The following is an 18,041-nucleotide window of genomic DNA, read 5'->3' on the forward strand; positions in this document are numbered from 1 at the left end:
TGCCCCCGCCACCGTCTTTGCTAGTTTGTGGCCCCGGCGCCGCGGCGCCCAACTCCGGGAGCATCATGAAGCTGAATCGCCTGTGGCCCGCCTGTCTGCTGGCCTGCCTGCTGCTGACCCCCTGCCTGGCGCAGGAGACGATCGACCGCGTCCTGGTGGTGGTGGATGAGGAGATCATCCTGGAAAGCGAGGTGGGCCAGGAGCTGCAGCGCTACTTGATGGAGCACAAAATCGATCCCCAGAGCCTGGGCGACGAGCTGGAGGAGTTGAAGTTCGAACTCGTCCAGTCCATGATCGACGGCAAGGTGCTCTACGCCGCCGCCCGCGCCGACACCAACATCGTCATCCCGGAGAAGGAGGTGGAGCGGCGGGCCCAGGAGCGCCTGGACGACATCCTGCGCCAGGTGGGCGGCCAGCGCCGCCTGGAGGAGTTGATGGGCCAGCCCCTGCGCACCGTGCGCAAGAGCCTGACGGACGGCATGCGCGAGCGCCTCTATGTGGAGGAGGCCCAGCGGCGACGCCTGGGCAAGGTGGAGGTGACGCGGCAGGAGGTGCAGGAATTCCACCGGGCCTGGCAGGACAGCCTGCCCCAGGTGGGGGAGTCGGTGCGCCTCTCCCACATCTTCCTGGCCTGGAAGCCGTCCCCGACCAGCGAGCGGCGCGCCCGCGTCCTGGCCGACAGCCTGCGCGCCCTGCTCGCCGCCGAACCCGGCCGCTTCTCGGAGCTGGCGACGGCCTTCAGCCAGGATGCGGCCAGCGCCGCCAGCGGGGGCTCCATCGGCCGCACCAAGCGCGGCAGCCTGGTCCGGCCCTACGAGGAGGCGGCCTACCGCCTGGCGGCGGGGGAGATCTCCGACCCGGTGCGCTCGGACTACGGCTGGCACATCGTGCGCCTGGACCAGCGGCAGGGGGAGTACATCGAGAGCAGTCACATCCTCGTCAAGCTGGAGCCCACCGCCGAGGACCGCCAGCACATCCACGACCGCGCCGATTCGCTCTTCGCGCTGCTGCAGGGCGGCGCCGATTTCGCCGCCCTGGCCCGGCGCTGGACGGACCATGCCCTGACGCGGGAGAACGGAGGCGATCTGGGCTGGCTGGAACTGTCCCAGTTGCAGCCGCTGGTGCGCTCCCGGGTGCGCGAGCTGCAGGCAGGGGAGACGGGCCGGCCCATCCGCAGCGAGGTGGAGGGGCAGGAGGGCGTGCAGATCCTGCGGGTGATGGACCATCGCGCCGAGCGCCGCCCCAGCCTGGAGGCGGACTGGAGCCAGATCGAAACGATGGCCCTCAACATGAAGAAGCAGCGCCTGCTCAAGGAATGGGCGACCCAGCTGCGCGAGCGGGTCTTCATCCGGGTGGTGGACTGATGAAAGCGCTCGGCGGACAGCGCGTGGGGTGGGCCGCTCTGGCGGGGGCGCTCCTCCTGCTGGCCGTCCTGCCGGCCGGCGGCGCGGGGCCGCTCTTCACCATCGCCCGGCTGAAGTACGACGGAGGCGGGGATTGGTACGCCAACCCCACCAGCCTGCCCAACCTGCTGCGCTTCGCCGCCGAGGCGACGGGCGTGCCCATGGCGGAGAAGGAGGCGGTGGTCTCCCTCGACGACCCCGAGCTGTTCCGCCACACCTATCTCTACATGACCGGCCACGGGCGCGTCTCCTTCAGCCCGGCGCAGGCGGAGCGCCTGCGGTCCTGGCTGCTGGGGGGCGGCTTCCTGCACGCCGACGACAACTACGGCCTGGACGAGCACTTCCGCCGCGAGATCAAGCGCGTGCTGCCCGAGTACGAGCTGGTGGAGCTGCCCTTCGAGCACCCGGTCTACCATGCCTGGTTCTCCTTCCCCGAAGGGTTGCCCAAGATCCACGAGCACGACGGCCACCCGCCCCGCGGCTACGGCATCTTCCTCGAGGGACGGCTGGCGGTTTTCTATGATTGGGAGTGCGACCTGGGCGACGGCTGGGAGGACGCGGAGGTCCACCAGGACCCGCCCGCCCTGCGGCGCCGGGCCCTTGAGATGGGAACCAACCTCATCGTGCATGTGCTGGGCGGCGGTCCCGACCGGCTGCGGGAGGAGCAGGGCCGCCTCGACGCCGAGGCGCGGCGGGCCGGTCCGGCGCGGGCCGGGAGTGGAGCCCACCGGCAGGATGAAGTCCACGCGGCCGGAAGCGCGGCCGCGCGGAGGGCCGCCCGACCCTGAGGACAGGGCGGGGCGGGGAAAGGTCTGTGATCATGGACAACTACGGTTTGGCCTGGCGCCACCTGCAGCGGACGCGCGGGCGGATCCGCCACCTCCAGGCGCAGGCGGCGCTCCTCTGGTGGAGCCTGCTGCCGCCCTTCCTGGCCTGGATATTCGTGTTGGCGGAGCACCTTGGCAGCCACGAGCCGGCGGCGCGCCTGGCCCTGCGCCGCGGTTTCCTGATCGTCCTGGCCGCCTGGCTGGCCGGCTTGCTGCTCGCGCTGGCCTGGCGCCTGGTGTGGAAGCGCGGGGAGCCGGGCAACCGGTCAATGGCCCTGCTGCTGGGGGCGGGCGACGACGAGATCCGCGACCGCCTGCTCAACGGCATCCAGGTGATCGAGGCGGGACGGGAGAACCGGCGGGCTTTCGACCCCGGCCTCATTGCCGCCAGCCTGGATCAGGTCATGCCCCGCCTGCGGGAGCTGGATCCCGCCCGCGTGCTGCCGCTGGCCGCCCGGCGCCGCGCCCTGGCCTGGCTGGGCGCGGGCTGGGGCTTGGCCCTGCTGTTCTTTGTGCTGGGCGGGGCCGATGCCCGCCTCGCCGCGCGGCGCTTGCTGGAGCCGGAGCGGGACTTCCGGGGAGCGCCCCAGTTCCGCCTGGTTGTCAGTGTCGCCTGGCCCGACTCGAGCCGCGCCGGCCAGGTGCTGGACGGGGAGAGCCTCGACCTGCGCATCGAAGCGCTGGGAGAGGCGCTGCCCGACGAGGTGGAGCTGCGCGCCGAGGCGGCGGAGGGCGGATCGGCCTCGGGCCAGCCCGCCGTCTGGCATCTGCCCCTGCGCCTGGGCCGGGCCACGCTGGCGGGCTTCACGCCGCGGGGCTCGCTCAGGCTCAGCGCCACGGCCCTGGAGGAGCAGCTGGGCCAGACCCGCCGCCTGCACAGCGAGCCGGTCGCCGTCACCTGGCTGCGCCTGCCCCGCCTGGACTCCCTCTCCTTGCGCATCACGCCGCCCCGCTACACGGGCCTGCCCGACCAGACCCTGGCCGACGGCACCGCCGATTTCAGCTGCCCGGCGGGCAGCCGCGTCGAGATCCGCGCCTACAGCCGGGACAGCCTGCGCGCCGCCTGGGTGGAGCTGGCGCCCCGCGACAGTCTGTCCGCCGCCCGGCTGGAGCTGTCGACCGACGATGGGGGGTCGGCCGCGGGACAGCTGACCGCCACCGCCTCGCGCCGCTGGGCGGTTCTCATCGAGGACCGGCACGGCCTGCGCAATGCGCAACCCCTGCTCCAGTCGATGACCGTGCTGCCCGACCTGCCGCCGCGCCTGCGGGTGATCTCGCCCCGCGAGCAGGAGGGCCGCCTCGGCCGCGACCTCAGCCTCGACATCGCCCTCTTGGCCGAGGACGACCACGGTTTCGGACCCTGCCGCCTGGCCTGGAAAGTCAGTTCGGCGACCATGCGTCGGCTGGCGCCCCCGCCCGATCCTGGCACCCTGAGCGCCATCCCCTCCGATTGGAAGCAGCTGGACCTGCCGCTGACGCCCCTGCTGGAAGGGGAGGGCCTGGCGGGCCACGGCCCCAACGTGCGCCGCGCCGTGGCGGAGATGGCCTGGGATCTGGCCACCACCGACCTGCTGCCCGACGACGAGCTGCACTTCTTCTTCGAGCTGTGGGACAACGACGGCTGGCGCGGCCCCAAGGCGGTGCGCTCGGCCCTCTACCGCTGGAAAGTGCCCGGCCTCGAGGAACTCTTCGCCGAGGTGCGGCGCGAGGAGAGCGAGTTGGCCGAGGAAGCCGGGGAGCTGCTCGAGGACGCCCGCGAGAACCGCCGGCGGATGGAGGAGCTGCGGCAGGAACTGCGCCGCGATCCGGAGATGACCTGGGAGCGGGAGCAGAAGCTGAAGCAGGTGGTGCGCGAGCAGGAGCAGATCGCCGAGCGGGCCGGCGAATTGTCGCGCCAGCTGGAGCAGACGCAGCAGAAAATGGAGCTGAACCAGCTGGTCTCGGAGGAGCTGCGCCGGAAGCTCTCCCAGCTCAAGCAGCTGCTCGACCAGGTGATGAGTCCGGAGCTGCTGGAGAAGATGCGCCGGGCGGCCGAGGAGGCCCTGCGCCAGCCGCCGCCCAATCAGCCACCGGCGCCTCCCCGCCAGGACCTGGAGGAGGTGCTGCGCCAGATGGAGGAGCAGCTGGACCGCTTCCTCGCCGTGTTGGAGCAGATGCGCCTGGAGCAGCGCCTGGAGGAGCTGGCGAAGCGGGCGGAGGATCTGCTCGAGCGGCAGCGTCAGTTGCAGCAGGATCTGCGCAAGGGGGACGATCCCCGCCGGCGCAGCTCCGAGGAGGCGGCCCGCGAGCGGGAGGCGGAGTCCCTCCGGCGGGACATGGAGGCCCTGCAGGACGAGTTTGGCCGGCAGCCCAGCTATCCGCGCGAGCAGATGGACGAGGCGCGCCAACAGATGGAGGGCAAGCGCATCCCGCCGCGCCTGGGCGAGATGAGGGAGCAGATGGAGCAGGGAAGCGCGCCGTCGCCGGAAAGCCAGGAAGAGATGGACGATGACCTCAACCAGTTGGCCGAAGCGCTGGAGCAGGCCCTGCGGCAGTCGCGCCAACAGGCGATGGCCGATCTCTCGCGGGAGATCGAGCGCCTCTGCCAGGAACTGCTCGTGATCAGCCTGCGCCAGGAGGAGATCGGCGCGGCGCTGGCCGGTCTGGGCAGCCGCAGCGCCCGCGTGCCGGAGCTGGCCGAGGAGACGCTGGAGAACCGCCTGGGCGTGCAGGCCACGGCCCAGGGCGTGCACGAACTCACGCGCAAGAGCCTGCACATCCCCGTCTCCGCCCTGGGCGAGTTAGGCCATGCCGACCGCACCTTGGGCCTCATGCTGGAGGGCTTCCACGAGCGGCAGCTGGGGCGGCCGGCCACTGTCTCGCCGGAGGCGATGGGCCATGTCAACACCACCATCCTCCTGCTCAAGGACGCCCAGAACAAACTGCAGCAATCCTCCTCATCCTCCGGCCTCCAGGAGATGATGGAGAAGATGGCGGAGGCGGCCAGCCGCCAGCAGTGCCTCAACGGCCAGTGCAACAAGCTGCTGGGCGCCAAGCCGGGCAGCTCGCAGAAGCCCATGTCCATCTCCTTCGGCGAGGCGCAGGGGGAGCAGCAGGCCATCCGCGAAAGCCTGGAGGCCCTCCAGGAGAAACTGGGGGAGGAGGGCAAACCCCGCCTGGGCGACCTGGGGCAGACCGCCACCGACATGCGCGAGGTGGAACGGGACTTGGCCGACCAGACCTACACGGAGCGCACCCAGAAGCTGCAGGAGCGCATCCACAGCCGCCTGCTCGACGCCCAGCGCAGCGTGCGCCGCCAGGACGAGGAGAAGAAGCGGGAGAGCCGCAGCGCCGAGGATCTGCGCGCGCCGCTGCCGGCGCCGGTGGAGCTGCAGCGGGAGCGGGCCTTGGAGCGGGACCTCTTGCGTGCCTTGGAGGGCGGCTATCGACCGGAGATGCAGGACCTCATCCGCGACTATTTCCGCGCCCTGGACGCAGCCAACCCAGCGCCGACGGCCAAGAACGACTAGCAGGAGGCATTGCATCGCCACAAGCAGGTCCCGAGGGACAAGCCCGGGGGAAGCCCGGGGGAAGCCCGGGGGAAGCCCGGGGGAAGCCCTGGGGAAGCCCTGGGGAAGCCCGGGGGAAGCCCGGGGGAGGCCCGGGGGAAGCCCGGGGGAGGCCCGGGGGAAGCCCGGGGGACATCAAAACTGGCTAGGGCAAGTGTAAAAGCAAACGGGGCCTGGCGGCCCCGTTTCTGAAGGATTCCTTGTTGATAGCGGCGGATCACCGATCGGCGGTGAATTAGCAAAATCAAACGGTGGTGTCGAGAAGGGGTGTAGGAGCGAAAGCCAACATGGGGGTGTCGACTTCCGTGTAGGGGGTGCCTGTCAATGACCCTTCTCAACAAGAAACCCATTCGCTGGACTCCTCAGCAACTTGGGTGCCAAGAAATCGAGTCGAATGGGCTTCTTGTAACTGTAAGACTAACAAGCACTTGCACCTACGCTCGGTGTCACCCGATCGCATTCTGATTTTGCCGCTGCCCAGGATCGGTCACCCGTGATGGTTCAATGTTCGTTCCAATTGAGGCTGCCTGTCTCGTAACCCCTGAAATGACAAGCAGATCGCCTGGATCCCGGTGCTCGGCCGCTACGCACGCCCGGTTTCGAACAGGTTGAACAAGGTTGATCCCGGACCGCCCATGCTTGTTTGGTCAGGAAAAAGCCGTTTTCCCGCTCACACGACTGCCTTGGCATCAAGCCAAGGCTCATGATGAAAGAGTCAGGTCTCTGATCTTGCAAAAATAAGGACGGGCTCTTCAGAAAAAGATAGCGGCTTGGTTCCGGTTACATGCCGAACAGACAGAGAACCAATAGCAAAATCAGAAATACGGGTGAGGAAATGAGGAGGTTTGAGTGGAAGGCAACCCGACGCGCCATCTGCCTAATGGCGGGCGAATTGCCCAGTTCGAAGCTGTGGACTTCGAAGATCTTTTCCATTCGTCACCCGGAACCATTCTTTTCTGAAGAACCCAATCCTTGGCCAAGGATGCAGCAAGAGCTGTGCCAGTCAGGAACATCCCCCCAAATGATTGCATGGCAAGCCCTTCATCGGCTTGCGCCAGAAATGGCACAAGCGGAAGTGTTCAAGTCCCGACGTGGGCGCTCGGAATTGAACACTCGCGGGCTCAGCGTCGCCGCCAAGCCCGGGTGAAGTCGGCGATGCGCTCGAAGGCGCGGCTCAGGACCTCGTCGTCGGGCAGGGTCACCAGCCGGAAGTGGGCCGTGCCCGGCCGCTGGCCGAAGCCCGAACCAGGCACCACCACCACGCCGGTGTCCAGGATCAGCTCGCGCACGAAGTCCCCGTCGTTGCCCGTGATGTCCAGGCGGGGGTAGGCGTAGAAGGCGCCGCCGGGGGGCACCAGGGAGATTCCTTCCGCTTGGTTGAGCATGCGGTCGGCCAGCTGCGCCCGCCGCTTCAACACCTCGTTCATGGCCTTGATGTGGCTCTGGTCCCCTTCCAGCGCCACGCGGATGGCGTGCTGCTCGGGGTGGTTGGCGCAGAGACGGGCCCGCGTCAGCTTCAGCATCGCATCCAGGTAGTCGCCCAACAGCTCGTGCGGGCCGGAGACGATGCACCAGCCCAGGCGGAAGCCGGGCGCCACCCAGTTCTTGGAGAGGCCGTTGAAGGTGAGGAGGCAGATGTCCTCGGCCAGGCTGGCCGTGGGCACATGCTGCTCTCCATTGTAGATGAGGCGATCGTAGATCTCGTCGGAGAAGAGGACCAGGCCATGGCGCCGGCACAGCTCGATGACGGCGAGGAGGACCTCCCGGCTCCAGGTGCCGCCCGTGGGATTGTTGGGGTTGATCAGCACCACGGCCCGCGTCTGCTCGTCGATGCGGGCGGCCAAATCCTCCAGATCAGGTTGCCAGCCATTGGCTTCGTCCAGGAAGTAGGGACGCCCCTCACACTCCAGCTTGGCGGTCAAGGCCGTGTAGAGCGGATAGCCGGGAAAGGGAAGGAGCACGTTGTCACCCCGGTTGACCAGGGCGCTTAGGGCGATCTCGATGCACTCCGAGGCGCCCGTCCCGATGAACACATCCTGGATGGCGCGCAGACCCCGCGCCTCGGCGTCCCGCCGGATGGCGGACATGGCCTCGGGGATGCCCGAGCTGGGGCTGTAGCCGTTCAGGTTGTCCCGCATGGCCTTGATCGTGGCCTCCAGGATGTGCTGCGGCGTCCTGAAGTGGTAGGGGTTGGGATCCCCGATGTTGAGGTACAGCAGGTCGCGACCCCGGCGGCGGGCCTCGTCGGCGATGAGGATGATGTCGCGCACGGCGTAGCGGATCTGCCGGGTGCGCTCGGCCGGATGTATTGGCATATGGCCTCCACGATGGGTGGCGCCCAGCGCATCCGGGCACCTGTTCAGCGGCTGACAAGATAGGATTCAGGCACGGGAGGAGGGCGGCGCGATATCTGTACCGGAGGCGCCAGCGGCACTGTCCAAGTTCCGGCGGCTTGAACGACATCCAAAGCCTGGGTGGTACCGGCGAGGAGTGGAAACAATTGTTAATCATCGTGATAGCGCTTGCATTTGGTTGGCATGAAGCTTGCTCTGAATCGCCCGTCGACCACATGCCCTGAAACAAACTGTCCATTGGACTACCATTTCCATGAAGAAGGAGACTTCAATGAAGCGCGAATTGCTTTGTACCCTGGTGCTGGGCGGGCTGCTTTCAGGCAGTGCCGTGGCTGGCACCAACGCCCAACTGATGCTCGGGGAGAACTCCGACGTCAGCAACTTGATCGGCCAGATGAAGAGGGATGGCCAGCCCATCCCGGCGGACTTGCGTCAGCTGGAAGCTGAGTTGTACGGCATTGTTTTCGACAACACGGTGATTCCGGCCAATCGTGACGGTGGCAACAATGCGGGAAGCGCCACGCCCATCGTCTTCACGGCAGGCGTCTACAACGACCTGGGCACCACCATCGGCAAGGGAAACCAAGTCAACAACAACACCATCTCCCCCCTGGCCAACTGCACCAATTCCTCGTATTCCACCTCGATGGATGCTGAGGACGCTTGGTACCTCCTGTCGGTCACGGCCGAGGGCATCATCACGGCGGACACTCGTCTGGCCGGCACCAATTACGACACCTGCATCGCCATCTTGGACCTGGACGGCGTAACGGTAAAGAGCATCAACGACGACGGCGAGGCTGCGCCCTGGCGTTCCTATTTGGAGTGTTGCCTGGCCCCCGGTCAGTACTATTTCGTCGTCGATGGCTACAGTGCCGCCGACATCGGCAACTACGAACTCCTGATGACCTTCACAGAGAACGACTGCATCCCCGACGCCTTTGAGTGCCCGGCCAACGCTCAGCTGCACATCGAAGGTGACGAAGTCGGATGCGGCGACTTCATCCACGATCTGGACTGCGGCGAGACCTTCTGTGGCGAGATCAGCGACAGCGGCGACAGCGACTACTTCTGGATCCTGGTTGACGCCCCCAACACGACGATCGTCCTGAACGTCTATGGCGACGACACGCCGGGCCGGCCAACCTTCGGCTGGGGCCTGGATCCCTACATCCGGGTCTGGGACATGGACTGCCAGACCGTCATCGCTGAGGACGACGACGGCGGCACGGGTTATGACTCCTTCCTCAGGCTCGAGTGCATGGAGCCGGGCTTCTACGTCATCGAGGTGAACACCGAGTGGAACGACCCGGGCCCCTACCTCCTGACCCTGGGCTGCGAAGTTTGCTGCTGGGAGACCAACACGGCCTCCAATCCCGACATCCTGATCGACTCCACCTCCTTCATGAATTACGTGGGTGAGGCCAACTCCTACACCACCACCGTGAGCCTGTGCGACTACTGCAACATCATCGCCGTCGGCCCCGGCTGCTTCGGCAATGGCCATTGCATCCTGGACATGGACGCGGGCGAGTACTGGTTCAATGTCTACCAGCCCAATCCCGCTGCCGGCTGCTATGCATTGATGATGCGCACCTCGCCGGCCTACACGCCCACCTGCAACACCATCATCGGCGTGGCCCAGGGTGGAACCCTGCTCGGCTACTTCGCGCTGGACGCCGCCAACGGCCTCTTCCCCAGCGTCTACAACGAGCCGGCCATGCCGGGCCAGACCACCTTCGTGTTGGACGCCACGGCCTCCTGCTGCGACTTGGTGAACGTCTCCATTTGGTACGAGGACCTCTGCCCGCCGGTGGCCGCCGACGAGCTGCCCTCCACCTTCACGCTGGAGCAGAACTACCCGAACCCCTTCAACCCGACGACCTCCATCAGCTTCAGCCTGCCCGAGACGGGCACGGCCAGCCTGAGAGTCTTCGACATGACGGGTCGCGAAGTGGCCACCCTGGTCAACGGCATGACCGAGCGCGGCACGCACACCGTCAGCTTCGACGCCAGCAACCTGGGCACGGGCGTGTACTTCTACACCCTGCAGTCCGGCTCCTTCACCACCACCAAGAAGATGGTGTTGGTCAAGTAAGCGCTGCTTGTTGCGACATCGAGCCCCCGGCCCCGCGGCCGGGGGCTTTTTCATGGGGGCGGGCCGGGCCCTGGCTGGACGGCGGGTCGCCCGACAGCCCAGCGGACGCCCCTAGTCTGGTGGGGAGGGAATGTGGGAGGGGTTGGACGGGAGGGACAACTTGTTCAGTCCTGGACATGTAAGAAAAGATGACCAGTTCACTGAATCGCCGTCCAGCACATGTTTGATTCCTAATCGATTGACTGTCAATCGAGTACCCTCAACTCGTATTGACAAGCAAAATCAATTCTTTAACAGTAATGCTTGCTTGTGTCGGCTCCATTGCTGATCATGTGGCCAGTCTCATCGAGTGAGGTGCGCCATGGAAAGCCGGGAGTGGAGCATGCTGGAGCAGGTCCTCAAGCTGACCTGCGGCGTCACCTCGCGAATCAACGCCTTGGCCAAGCAGGAGAACCTGCCAGCCACGGCCTTGAAGATCCTCATCCTGACCAGCTATTCGCCCTTCACCTGCGTCTCCACTCTGACCGAGTGCACGGGTCTGCAGAAGGGCCGCATCAGCCCCCTCGTCCAGGAGCTGGTGGAGCGCGGCCTGATCAGCCGCCATGAAGGAAGCGACCGCCGCTACAGCCTCCTGCGCCTGACACCGGAAGGAAACCGCTTCCTGCGTTCCCTGCTCGTGGATGAGATCCATCGCATCGAGCAGGTCTTCCGCAGCGCGGATTCCCCCAGCGAGGATGACATGCTGGACCACATGCGCCGTGTGGCCGAGACCCTGGGCTTCGCCAGCGAGGTGCCCGCCACGCGCGAGCCGAACCCGACCACTTAAGAGTCAACCGGGCACGCTCCTGTCGCGGTCTGTATTCCTTCCATCGGCATGGAATTGTCGCAGCTCTCTTGCACGTTCCATCGGACCGGGCTGTGAGAGGTCTCCCACAGCCGGTCTCAACATGGGCGCACTTCCCGGGGATGGTCCAAGTCCCACGGGCACCGGCCCTCCGGGCGTGAGGCAATATTCGCCCCCACCCGCCGTTTCAGGACCAACATGCAAGGAGGATCCATGAAACAGCTTTGCTTCTCCCTCACCGCCCTGGCCCTTCTGCTGGGATGCGGCACCGGGCAAGGTCCCCTCGGCGCCACCGATGACGGCGCCCACCTCGAACAGAGCGAGGACGCCGCCCGCATCACGGCGGAGGCGGTGGCCTTGGACAGCGGCGGCCTGCTGGAAAGCCTGGAGCAAGTCCTGGGCGTCGAAGACGGTGCGGCCGGGGCGCAGCCGGCCGGCAAGGACCGCGAGAGCGACGAGGCGCAGTTCGACAGCACGACCTGCACCTGGACCATCACCCACTCCCGGGAGGCCGACCACGGGGAGGCCGGCTTCAGCCGGAGCCAGACCCGCACCCTCCATTTCATGGACGAGGAGGGCGGCTGCCTCGTCCAGCGCGACGACCCCAACCTGCGTGGCTTGGATCTCACCCGCAGCTACACTGGTGAGAGCTGGAGCCCCCGCCATGAGAGCAGCCAGTCCGGCCAGGGGGCCTGGACCCTGCGCGGCATCCATGACGAGACGCCGGGCACCCTGGTCAACGGCAGCCACCAGGAGGAGGGCGAGAGCCTGCGCCATCGCCGGCGGCCCAATGGCGAGATCGTCGACCTCAGCTACTCCTACAGCCTCAGCCTCACCGGCAGCGATCTCGTCATCATCCTGCGCAACGGGCGCCGCGTGCCGGTGGCGGGGACGCTGCACGGCGTGTTCGACGCGGTGCGCAACGGGGAGGAGATCCACCGCGAGTTCACCATCGTCTTCGGGCCGCGGGGCGCCTCCCTTGACCTGGGCGAGGGCGAGGCCTACGGTCTGGACCCGGTGAGCGGCGAGTTGACCTTCTGATCCGTCCGTGAATCAACCCGACTGGGGGCGGCCGCTGGGCCGCCCTTTTCATGCCCGGCCGGGTGGCGTCCCAGACATTTGGTTGCCTTCCTGAACCGAACCGGAGGGAAGGCGGAACTGGGTGGGCCCGACCTTTGGTGAAGTCCAAGGCGGACAAGGTCGGAGTGACGCGGACAATCGGGAACGCTCTTTGCAGGCAATGGCCCCAGGTCGTGATTCCGCATCCCGGGAGCGCCGCATGCCTTTTCTTCCCTCATTCCTGCGAACCAAGCCCAACCTTGTTGGCGGACGGGCCCTTCCTTACTTTGATCGCATGAACAGCATCCATATCCGAATGGGCTTGGCCGCCCTGCTGCTGGGCATGGCCGGCTGCGCCATCGAAGAAGTGGGGGAGCAGCGCGAGACGGGCACCCTGGTCTTCCGCGCCCGCAACGCTTATGAGGAGGTCGAGGGCATCTCGGGCCTCCTGGGCATCGCGGGGCGGGAAGCGCTCAATTACCCGGGGGGCGACGCCTTCCTTGTCATCGAGGACCTGCCCCTGGACAGCAACCTGGTCCTGCATTTCACGCCCAGCAACGCCGAGGACTGGTTCCCGCTGGATGACATGCTCTACCGCTTCCCGAGCGGAGCGCGGCGCGACACGCTGATCGCGCGGCTCTATCCGCGGGCGGATTCCCTCCTCTCCGTCGTCGCGCGGACGATGACGCCCAGCGGCGAGCGCGCCGGGATGCCGCTCTGGCTGGACGGCGTGCGCTGGCCCCAGGATTCGCCTGCCACCCTCTATTTCACCCGCATGGCCAGCCATCAGCTGCGGGTGGGGGACGACTTCTGCCTGCGGGCGGACACCAGTTTCAGCTACGACGAGGATCCGACCAGCGACCTGCTGGTGGACGCGGGCAGTGTCGCCATGATGGTGGACCCCGGCGTGGACGGCCTGCTCATCCTGGACGGCGTGGATCTGGGTGCGGGCATCTGGTCGGTGCAGGATCCACAGATGGGCAGCTACTTCTTCAGCGCCTTCCGTCCCGGCCACCGGGCCACGCCGGCCTGGGTCCGCCTGGGCGGCCTCTGCGGCGGGGGGCAAGTCTTCAGTTGGACTTCTGCCGCCGAGGGCTATGCCGCGAGCCAGCTCTTTCCCGACTTCACCCTGTCGCAGGTTGTGCCCGGGCAAAGCGCCCCCATCGGCCAATACAGCCTGCATCAGTTGCGGGGCAAGTTGGTCCTGGTCAGCTTCTGGTTCATTGCCTGCACGGCCTGCCAGGAGGAGATGCCGGGTTTCCAGGCGCTGCTTCAGCAGTACGGCAGCCGGGGTTTCCGGGTGGTGGCGATGGATCCATTCCCGACGGATGATCCGGTCTATTTTCCCAACTACGACTTCATTTTCCTCCAGGATCTGGGCAGCCCGCCCGTGGCGCAAATGGCCCAGGTCTCGGCCTATCCGACCAACTACGTGATCCTGCCTGATGGTAGAATCCACTCCGTGCGCGGCGGCATATCTTCCAGCGCGTTGGAGGCACTTCTGCAGGAACTGCTGCCCGAGTAGGAACCCACGAACCGGTGTGGAGAAACAAAGGAAGGCACCATGTTGAAAACCTTGTTGTCGGCGGCCTTGCTCCTCGTGGCCGTCCAGGGCCGGGTGGCGGCCCAGTGCATGGAGATCGAGGAACCGGTGGCCCTGTCCATCACCGTGACGGTTCCGGAGATCATCGGACAGGGCGTCAGCCAGAAGTTCTTCTACCCGGTCCAGAACCCGCACATCATGGACGAGGTGCTGACCATCACCCTGCGCCGGCTGAGCGGTCCCGCCGACTGGGCCCACCAGTTCTGCGAGGATCCCGAGGCGGACCCGCCCGGCTTCTGCCGCCCCATCCAGCCCTGGGAAGGCGGGGAGTTCACCATCACGGATGTGGTGTTCAGCGAGCAGGTCACGCTCTATGACGCCGAGTTCTTCGCCCGCTCCTTCGGCACCAGCCAGATGGAGATCATCCTCGTCCGTGATTTCTGCCCGGACGACACCATCCGCAACGTTCTGACCTTCACGCTGGAGGAAGGAACAGGGCTACCTGCCCAGCCGGCCGGCCTGGAACTGCTGCCGCCCTGGCCCAACCCCTTCAACCCGCTCACGCACATTCCCTTCCACCTGGACAGCCCGGGCGCCGTGCGGGTGGAGATCATCGATCTGGCCGGCCGCCTCGTCGCCGTGCCCCTGGCCGGCTCCCTGCCCGCCGGGCGCCACGAGGCGCTCTTCGACGGCGCCGGCCTGCCCAGCGGCCGCTACCAGGCCCGCGTCGTGACCGAGCGCTCCGTCCTCAGCACGCCCCTGACCCTGATCAAGTGAGGTTGCCATGCCGCGCCGCATCCTGACGATCCTGTCGCTGCTGCTTGTTCTGGCCGCGGTCCTGCCCGCCCAGGCCGCCGACACCGCCTCCTTCCGCCTGCGCAACCTGGCGGGGGAGATGGTGGACCTGGCCGATCTCTGCCGCCAGGGACCGGTCCTCCTCTCCTTCTGGGCCACGTATTGCGAACCCTGCAAGAAGGAGATCCCCCACCTCGTCGAGATCGTCAAGCGCTTCGAGGACCGCCAGCTGCAGCTGGCCCTGGTCACGGTGGACAGTCCGCGCAGCCAGAAGCAGGTCAAGCCCTATGTCACGAGCAAGGGCTGGACGATGCCCGTCCTGCTCGACCCCAACGGCCAGACCATGAAGAAGCTGAAGGGCACCAACCCGCCCTACACCATGCTGGTGGGGCGCGGGGGCGAGGTGCTCTACGCGCACAGCGGCTACAAACCCGGGGATGAGAAGGCCCTGGCCAAGGAACTGGAGCGCCTGCTCGGACCCGCCCCCGCGGCGGAGCGCTAGGCATGCGGCGCCTGTTGCCGGCGCTGGCCGGCCTTGCCATCGCCCTGGGTCCGGGGGCGACGTCGCTCCCCGCCCAGGAGCTGGGCCTCTCCGGGCTGGGCACGCTGAAGGCCGGCTGGGGCACCGTCCTCAACGAGCAGAACCAGGAGCTGGACCGCCTCTACCGCGAGGCGATGCTCGACCTGGACCTCTCCTGGCGCAGCCTGCGGCTCAACGCGGCCGCCGCCGCCCTCCACCCCGCCGAGCTGCCCGACGCCCGCCCCGAGGCGACACGCATCAAGGACGCCGACCTCATTCGCCGCAGCCTGGAGTGGCAGGGCCCCGTCCACGTGCAGCTGGGCCACTTCTGGACCACCTTCGGCAACGGCCTGGCCCTCTCCCTCTACCGCGACGACGCGCTGGAGAATCCCCGCCTCACCGGCACGGCCCGCCAGGAACTGCCCACCACCTGGGACAGCCGGGGCGACGGCGCCCTGGTGGAGGCCCTGCACGGCGACTGGACCCTGAAGGCGCTGGCGGGCGGACACGATTACGTGGGCCGCCTGGGCGCGGCCAACCTGGAGTGGCACCGCCCCTGGGGCAGCCTGGGCGGCAGCTGGGTGCGCGCCGCCGAGATCCCGGAGTCCATCCAGGACCTCCAGCCCCGCGAGCTGGACCTGGAGAGCCGCGAGCTCTACGCCACGGTCCGCCTGGGCCGGGTGGAACTCTCGCTCAACCACGTGGACCAGCACCAGCACGACGAGCTGCCGGTCAACGCCGGGTCGGGGGGACTGGCCACCTACGGCACGGCCAGCCTGCCCCTGCTGGGCTGGCAGGTGCTGGCCGAGTACAAGTACTACCGCTTCGCCCGGCGGGCGCTCTACATCAACAACCCGCCCATCGTGCAGAAGGAGATCCCCACCCGTCTCATCGCCCGCAAGCGGCGCCTCAACACCTTCGAGAACGAGACGGGGCTCCAGCTCGACCTCAGCCGGCCCCTGGCGGCGGGGCAGACCCTGCTGCTCAGCGGCGCCTGGACCAGCCGCATCGAGGACAACCTGCTGCCCCGCTTCGAGGAGGCGCTCAGCGCCTACCAGGAGTACACGGCGGGCTGGCTGCTCGATTTCGACCACGACCGCCAGCTTGCCCTGGGGGCCGCCTACGCCGAGGAGACGAGCGGCTTCGTGGAGGGCGGGGCGCCCCTCGCCGGCCGCCCCTGGTACCGCCGCACCGGTCTCACGGCGGGCTGGCACGCGCCGCTTCCCCTGGTCAACTCCCTTGAGCTGGCCGGCGAGTTCATGCGCAAGGAGGAGCGCGCGCGGGACAAGACGAGCGACGCCGTGCTGCTCTGGGCCAACTTTTATCCGGCCAAGCCGCTCTCCGTCAATGTGACGGCGGACTATGAGGAGCACAGCGAGAGCGGCCGGGACTGGCTGGCGTCGGGCGAGCTGCGGATGGATCTGCGGCACCGGGACCTGTCCCACACCCTGACGCTTTTCGCCGGCCGCCAGCGGGGCGGCCTCGTCTGCAGCAGCGGCAATTGCCGGGTGGTGGCGCCCTTCGACGGCGTGAAGGCCACGCTGGCCACCCAGTTTTAGGTTGGAGCACGGGTGAGGAAGATCCTCGACCATCACACCCAGGAAGAGGACGGCGGGGCGGCAACCCGCCGTCCGCTCTCCGATCTGCCGGCCGTGGACCGCGTGCTGCGCGAACCTGCGCTGGCGGCCTGGCGGAGCCGCCTGCGGCCGGAGGCGCTGACCACCCTGGTCCGCGAGGAGATCGCCGCCCGGCGGGAGGAGCTGCTGGCCGGCCGCGTCCGCCAGGCGACGACAGCGGCCGAGGCGGCCCAGGGCGCCGCCACCCGCGCCCTGGTCCTGCTGGAGGGCGGCATGCGCCGCGTCATCAACGCCAGCGGCGTCGTCCTCCACACCGGGCTGGGCCGCGCCGTGCTGCCGGAGCTGGCCGTGCGGCGGGTGGGGGAGATCCTGGCCGGCGCCGCCGATCTCGAGCTGCGGCTCGCCAGCGGCGCCCGCGGCCGGCGCGAGGAACGGGCGGCCCGTTTGCTCACGCTGCTCACCGGGGCCGGATCCGCCCTGGTGGTCAACAACAACGCGGCGGCCGTCCACCTCATGCTGCGCGCCCTCTGCGCCCGTCGCGAGGTGATCGTCTCCCGCGGCCAGCAGGTGGAGATCGGGGGCGGTTTCCGCATTCCCGAGGTGATCCGCCAGAGCGGCGCCCGGCTGGTGGAGGTGGGCTGCACCAACCGCACCCACCTGGCCGACTACGAGGCGGCCATCGGGCCGCGCACGGCGGCCATCCTCCTGGTCCATCCCAGCAACTTCCGCGTGATCGGCTTCACGGCCCAGCCGGCCGTGGAGGAGTTGGCCGCCCTGGCCCGCGCCCGCGGGCTGCTGCTGCTGGACGACCTGGGCAGCGGGGCGCTGGTGGACTTTCCCGCCGTGCCCGAGGCGGAGCCGCTGCCCCAGGCGATCCTGGCCCGCGGCGCCGATCTGGTCAGCTTCAGCGGGGACAAGCTGTTGGGCGGCCCCCAGGCCGGCATCGTGCTGGGGCGGCCGGAGCTGGTGACCCGTCTGGCCCGCCATCCCATGATGCGCGCTTTCCGCTGCGACAAGCTGTGCCTGGCGGCGCTGGAGGCGGTGCTTGAGCAGTACCTGGCCCCGGAGGGTTGGCGCGGGCTGCCGGTCTGGGCGGCCTGCAACGAGGAGCGCGCCGCGGTGCGAGGGAGGGCCGCCGCCCTCTTCGACGCGCTGGCCGTCCGGCTGGCGATCGATCCCGCGCCCGGAGCCTGGGGCCGGGGGACGGAGCTGACGGGTCGCCTGGCGCTGCGGGAAGGCGACAGCACGGGGCGGACGGGATCCGGCGCGCTGCCCGAGCAGGAGCTGCCCAGCGCCGCCCTCTTCCTGCGTCCGCAGGCCGGGCGCGCCGAGGGGCTCCATCGCCGCCTGCGCATGGGCCGTCCCGCCGTGGTGGCCCAGGTGCGCGACGAGGAGCTGGTGGTGGACCTCAAGGCCGTGCGGCCGGAGGAGATCGAGCAACTGGCGGACGCCCTGGCGCGCGCCCTGGTCTAA

General features: G+C 68.1%; 12 protein-coding genes. 11 read left to right on the plus strand and 1 reads right to left on the minus strand.

Features of this window, described 5'->3' with window-relative positions; all coding sequences use genetic code 11:
- Nucleotides 1–65: 65 nt before the first annotated feature.
- Genes Q8O14_09575 through Q8O14_09585 form a run of 3 tightly spaced genes read left to right on the plus strand, consistent with a single transcriptional unit; the run spans nt 66 to nt 5,739 of the window.
- The gene (locus tag Q8O14_09575) at nt 66–1,364 is read left to right on the plus strand and encodes a peptidylprolyl isomerase (GenBank protein ID MDP2360988.1); all 1,299 of its coding nucleotides are present in this window, start codon (nt 66–68) and stop codon (nt 1,362–1,364) included.
- Entirely contained in the window at nt 1,364–2,191 is an 828-nt protein-coding gene (locus Q8O14_09580; protein MDP2360989.1) for a DUF4159 domain-containing protein, read from the plus strand. The genes Q8O14_09575 and Q8O14_09580 overlap by 1 nt, the downstream gene beginning before the upstream one ends.
- 32 nt (nt 2,192–2,223) lie before the next feature.
- Entirely contained in the window at nt 2,224–5,739 is a 3,516-nt protein-coding gene (locus Q8O14_09585) for a hypothetical protein (protein ID MDP2360990.1), read from the plus strand.
- Nucleotides 5,740–6,899: 1,160 nt separating this feature from the next.
- Here the strand turns inward: Q8O14_09585 and Q8O14_09590 are convergent.
- Entirely contained in the window at nt 6,900–8,093 is a 1,194-nt protein-coding gene (locus Q8O14_09590; protein MDP2360991.1) for an aminotransferase class I/II-fold pyridoxal phosphate-dependent enzyme, read from the minus strand.
- A 310-nt stretch (nt 8,094–8,403) separates the two neighbouring features.
- Here Q8O14_09590 and Q8O14_09595 point away from each other — a divergent pair, with 310 nt between their 5' ends.
- From Q8O14_09595 to selA, 8 genes are all read left to right on the plus strand, one after another.
- Nucleotides 8,404–10,230 carry a T9SS type A sorting domain-containing protein gene (locus tag Q8O14_09595; GenBank protein ID MDP2360992.1) on the plus strand — a complete coding sequence of 609 codons (1,827 nt, stop codon included), beginning with the start codon at nt 8,404–8,406 and terminating at the stop codon, nt 10,228–10,230.
- A gap of 382 nt (nt 10,231–10,612) precedes the next feature.
- Nucleotides 10,613–11,056, plus strand: a complete 444-nt coding sequence (locus Q8O14_09600) for a MarR family winged helix-turn-helix transcriptional regulator (protein MDP2360993.1) — start codon at nt 10,613–10,615, stop codon at nt 11,054–11,056.
- A gap of 231 nt (nt 11,057–11,287) precedes the next feature.
- Entirely contained in the window at nt 11,288–12,115 is an 828-nt protein-coding gene (locus tag Q8O14_09605; protein MDP2360994.1) for a hypothetical protein, read from the plus strand.
- A 313-nt stretch (nt 12,116–12,428) separates the two neighbouring features.
- Nucleotides 12,429–13,658 carry a TlpA disulfide reductase family protein gene (locus Q8O14_09610; protein MDP2360995.1) on the plus strand — a complete coding sequence of 410 codons (1,230 nt, stop codon included), beginning with the start codon at nt 12,429–12,431 and terminating at the stop codon, nt 13,656–13,658.
- A 39-nt stretch (nt 13,659–13,697) separates the two neighbouring features.
- Nucleotides 13,698–14,453 carry a hypothetical protein gene (locus tag Q8O14_09615; protein MDP2360996.1) on the plus strand — a complete coding sequence of 252 codons (756 nt, stop codon included), beginning with the start codon at nt 13,698–13,700 and terminating at the stop codon, nt 14,451–14,453.
- Between the two features lie 7 nt (nt 14,454–14,460).
- Nucleotides 14,461–14,973, plus strand: coding sequence for a TlpA disulfide reductase family protein (locus Q8O14_09620; GenBank protein MDP2360997.1), 513 nt, complete (start codon nt 14,461–14,463; stop codon nt 14,971–14,973).
- 2 nt (nt 14,974–14,975) lie between these two features.
- Nucleotides 14,976–16,550, plus strand: coding sequence for a hypothetical protein (locus tag Q8O14_09625; GenBank protein MDP2360998.1), 1,575 nt, complete (start codon nt 14,976–14,978; stop codon nt 16,548–16,550).
- A 12-nt stretch (nt 16,551–16,562) separates the two neighbouring features.
- A complete protein-coding gene (gene selA, locus Q8O14_09630) occupies nt 16,563–18,041 on the plus strand; it encodes an L-seryl-tRNA(Sec) selenium transferase (protein ID MDP2360999.1) in 1,479 nt (492 codons plus the stop codon).

It is taken from the genome of bacterium (assembly GCA_030685015.1).
Lineage (GTDB): Bacteria > CAIWAD01 > CAIWAD01 > CAIWAD01 > CAIWAD01 > CAIWAD01.

Bases quoted from the DNA above. Each gene is read 5' to 3' on its own strand.
- Q8O14_09600 (MDP2360993.1), top strand. From the start codon at position 10,613: ATGCTGGAGCAGGTCCTCAAGCTGACCTGCGGCGTCACCTCGCGAATC.
- Q8O14_09585 (MDP2360990.1), top strand. From the start codon at position 2,224: ATGGACAACTACGGTTTGGCCTGGCGCCACCTGCAGCGGACGCGCGGG.
- Q8O14_09590 (MDP2360991.1), bottom strand. From the start codon at position 8,093: ATGCCAATACATCCGGCCGAGCGCACCCGGCAGATCCGCTACGCCGTG.
- Q8O14_09605 (MDP2360994.1), top strand. From the start codon at position 11,288: ATGAAACAGCTTTGCTTCTCCCTCACCGCCCTGGCCCTTCTGCTGGGA.
- Q8O14_09610 (MDP2360995.1), top strand. From the start codon at position 12,429: ATGAACAGCATCCATATCCGAATGGGCTTGGCCGCCCTGCTGCTGGGC.
- Q8O14_09615 (MDP2360996.1), top strand. From the start codon at position 13,698: ATGTTGAAAACCTTGTTGTCGGCGGCCTTGCTCCTCGTGGCCGTCCAG.
- Q8O14_09580 (MDP2360989.1), top strand. From the start codon at position 1,364: ATGAAAGCGCTCGGCGGACAGCGCGTGGGGTGGGCCGCTCTGGCGGGG.
- Q8O14_09620 (MDP2360997.1), top strand. From the start codon at position 14,461: ATGCCGCGCCGCATCCTGACGATCCTGTCGCTGCTGCTTGTTCTGGCC.
- Q8O14_09625 (MDP2360998.1), top strand. From the start codon at position 14,976: ATGCGGCGCCTGTTGCCGGCGCTGGCCGGCCTTGCCATCGCCCTGGGT.
- Q8O14_09575 (MDP2360988.1), top strand. From the start codon at position 66: ATGAAGCTGAATCGCCTGTGGCCCGCCTGTCTGCTGGCCTGCCTGCTG.
- Q8O14_09595 (MDP2360992.1), top strand. From the start codon at position 8,404: ATGAAGCGCGAATTGCTTTGTACCCTGGTGCTGGGCGGGCTGCTTTCA.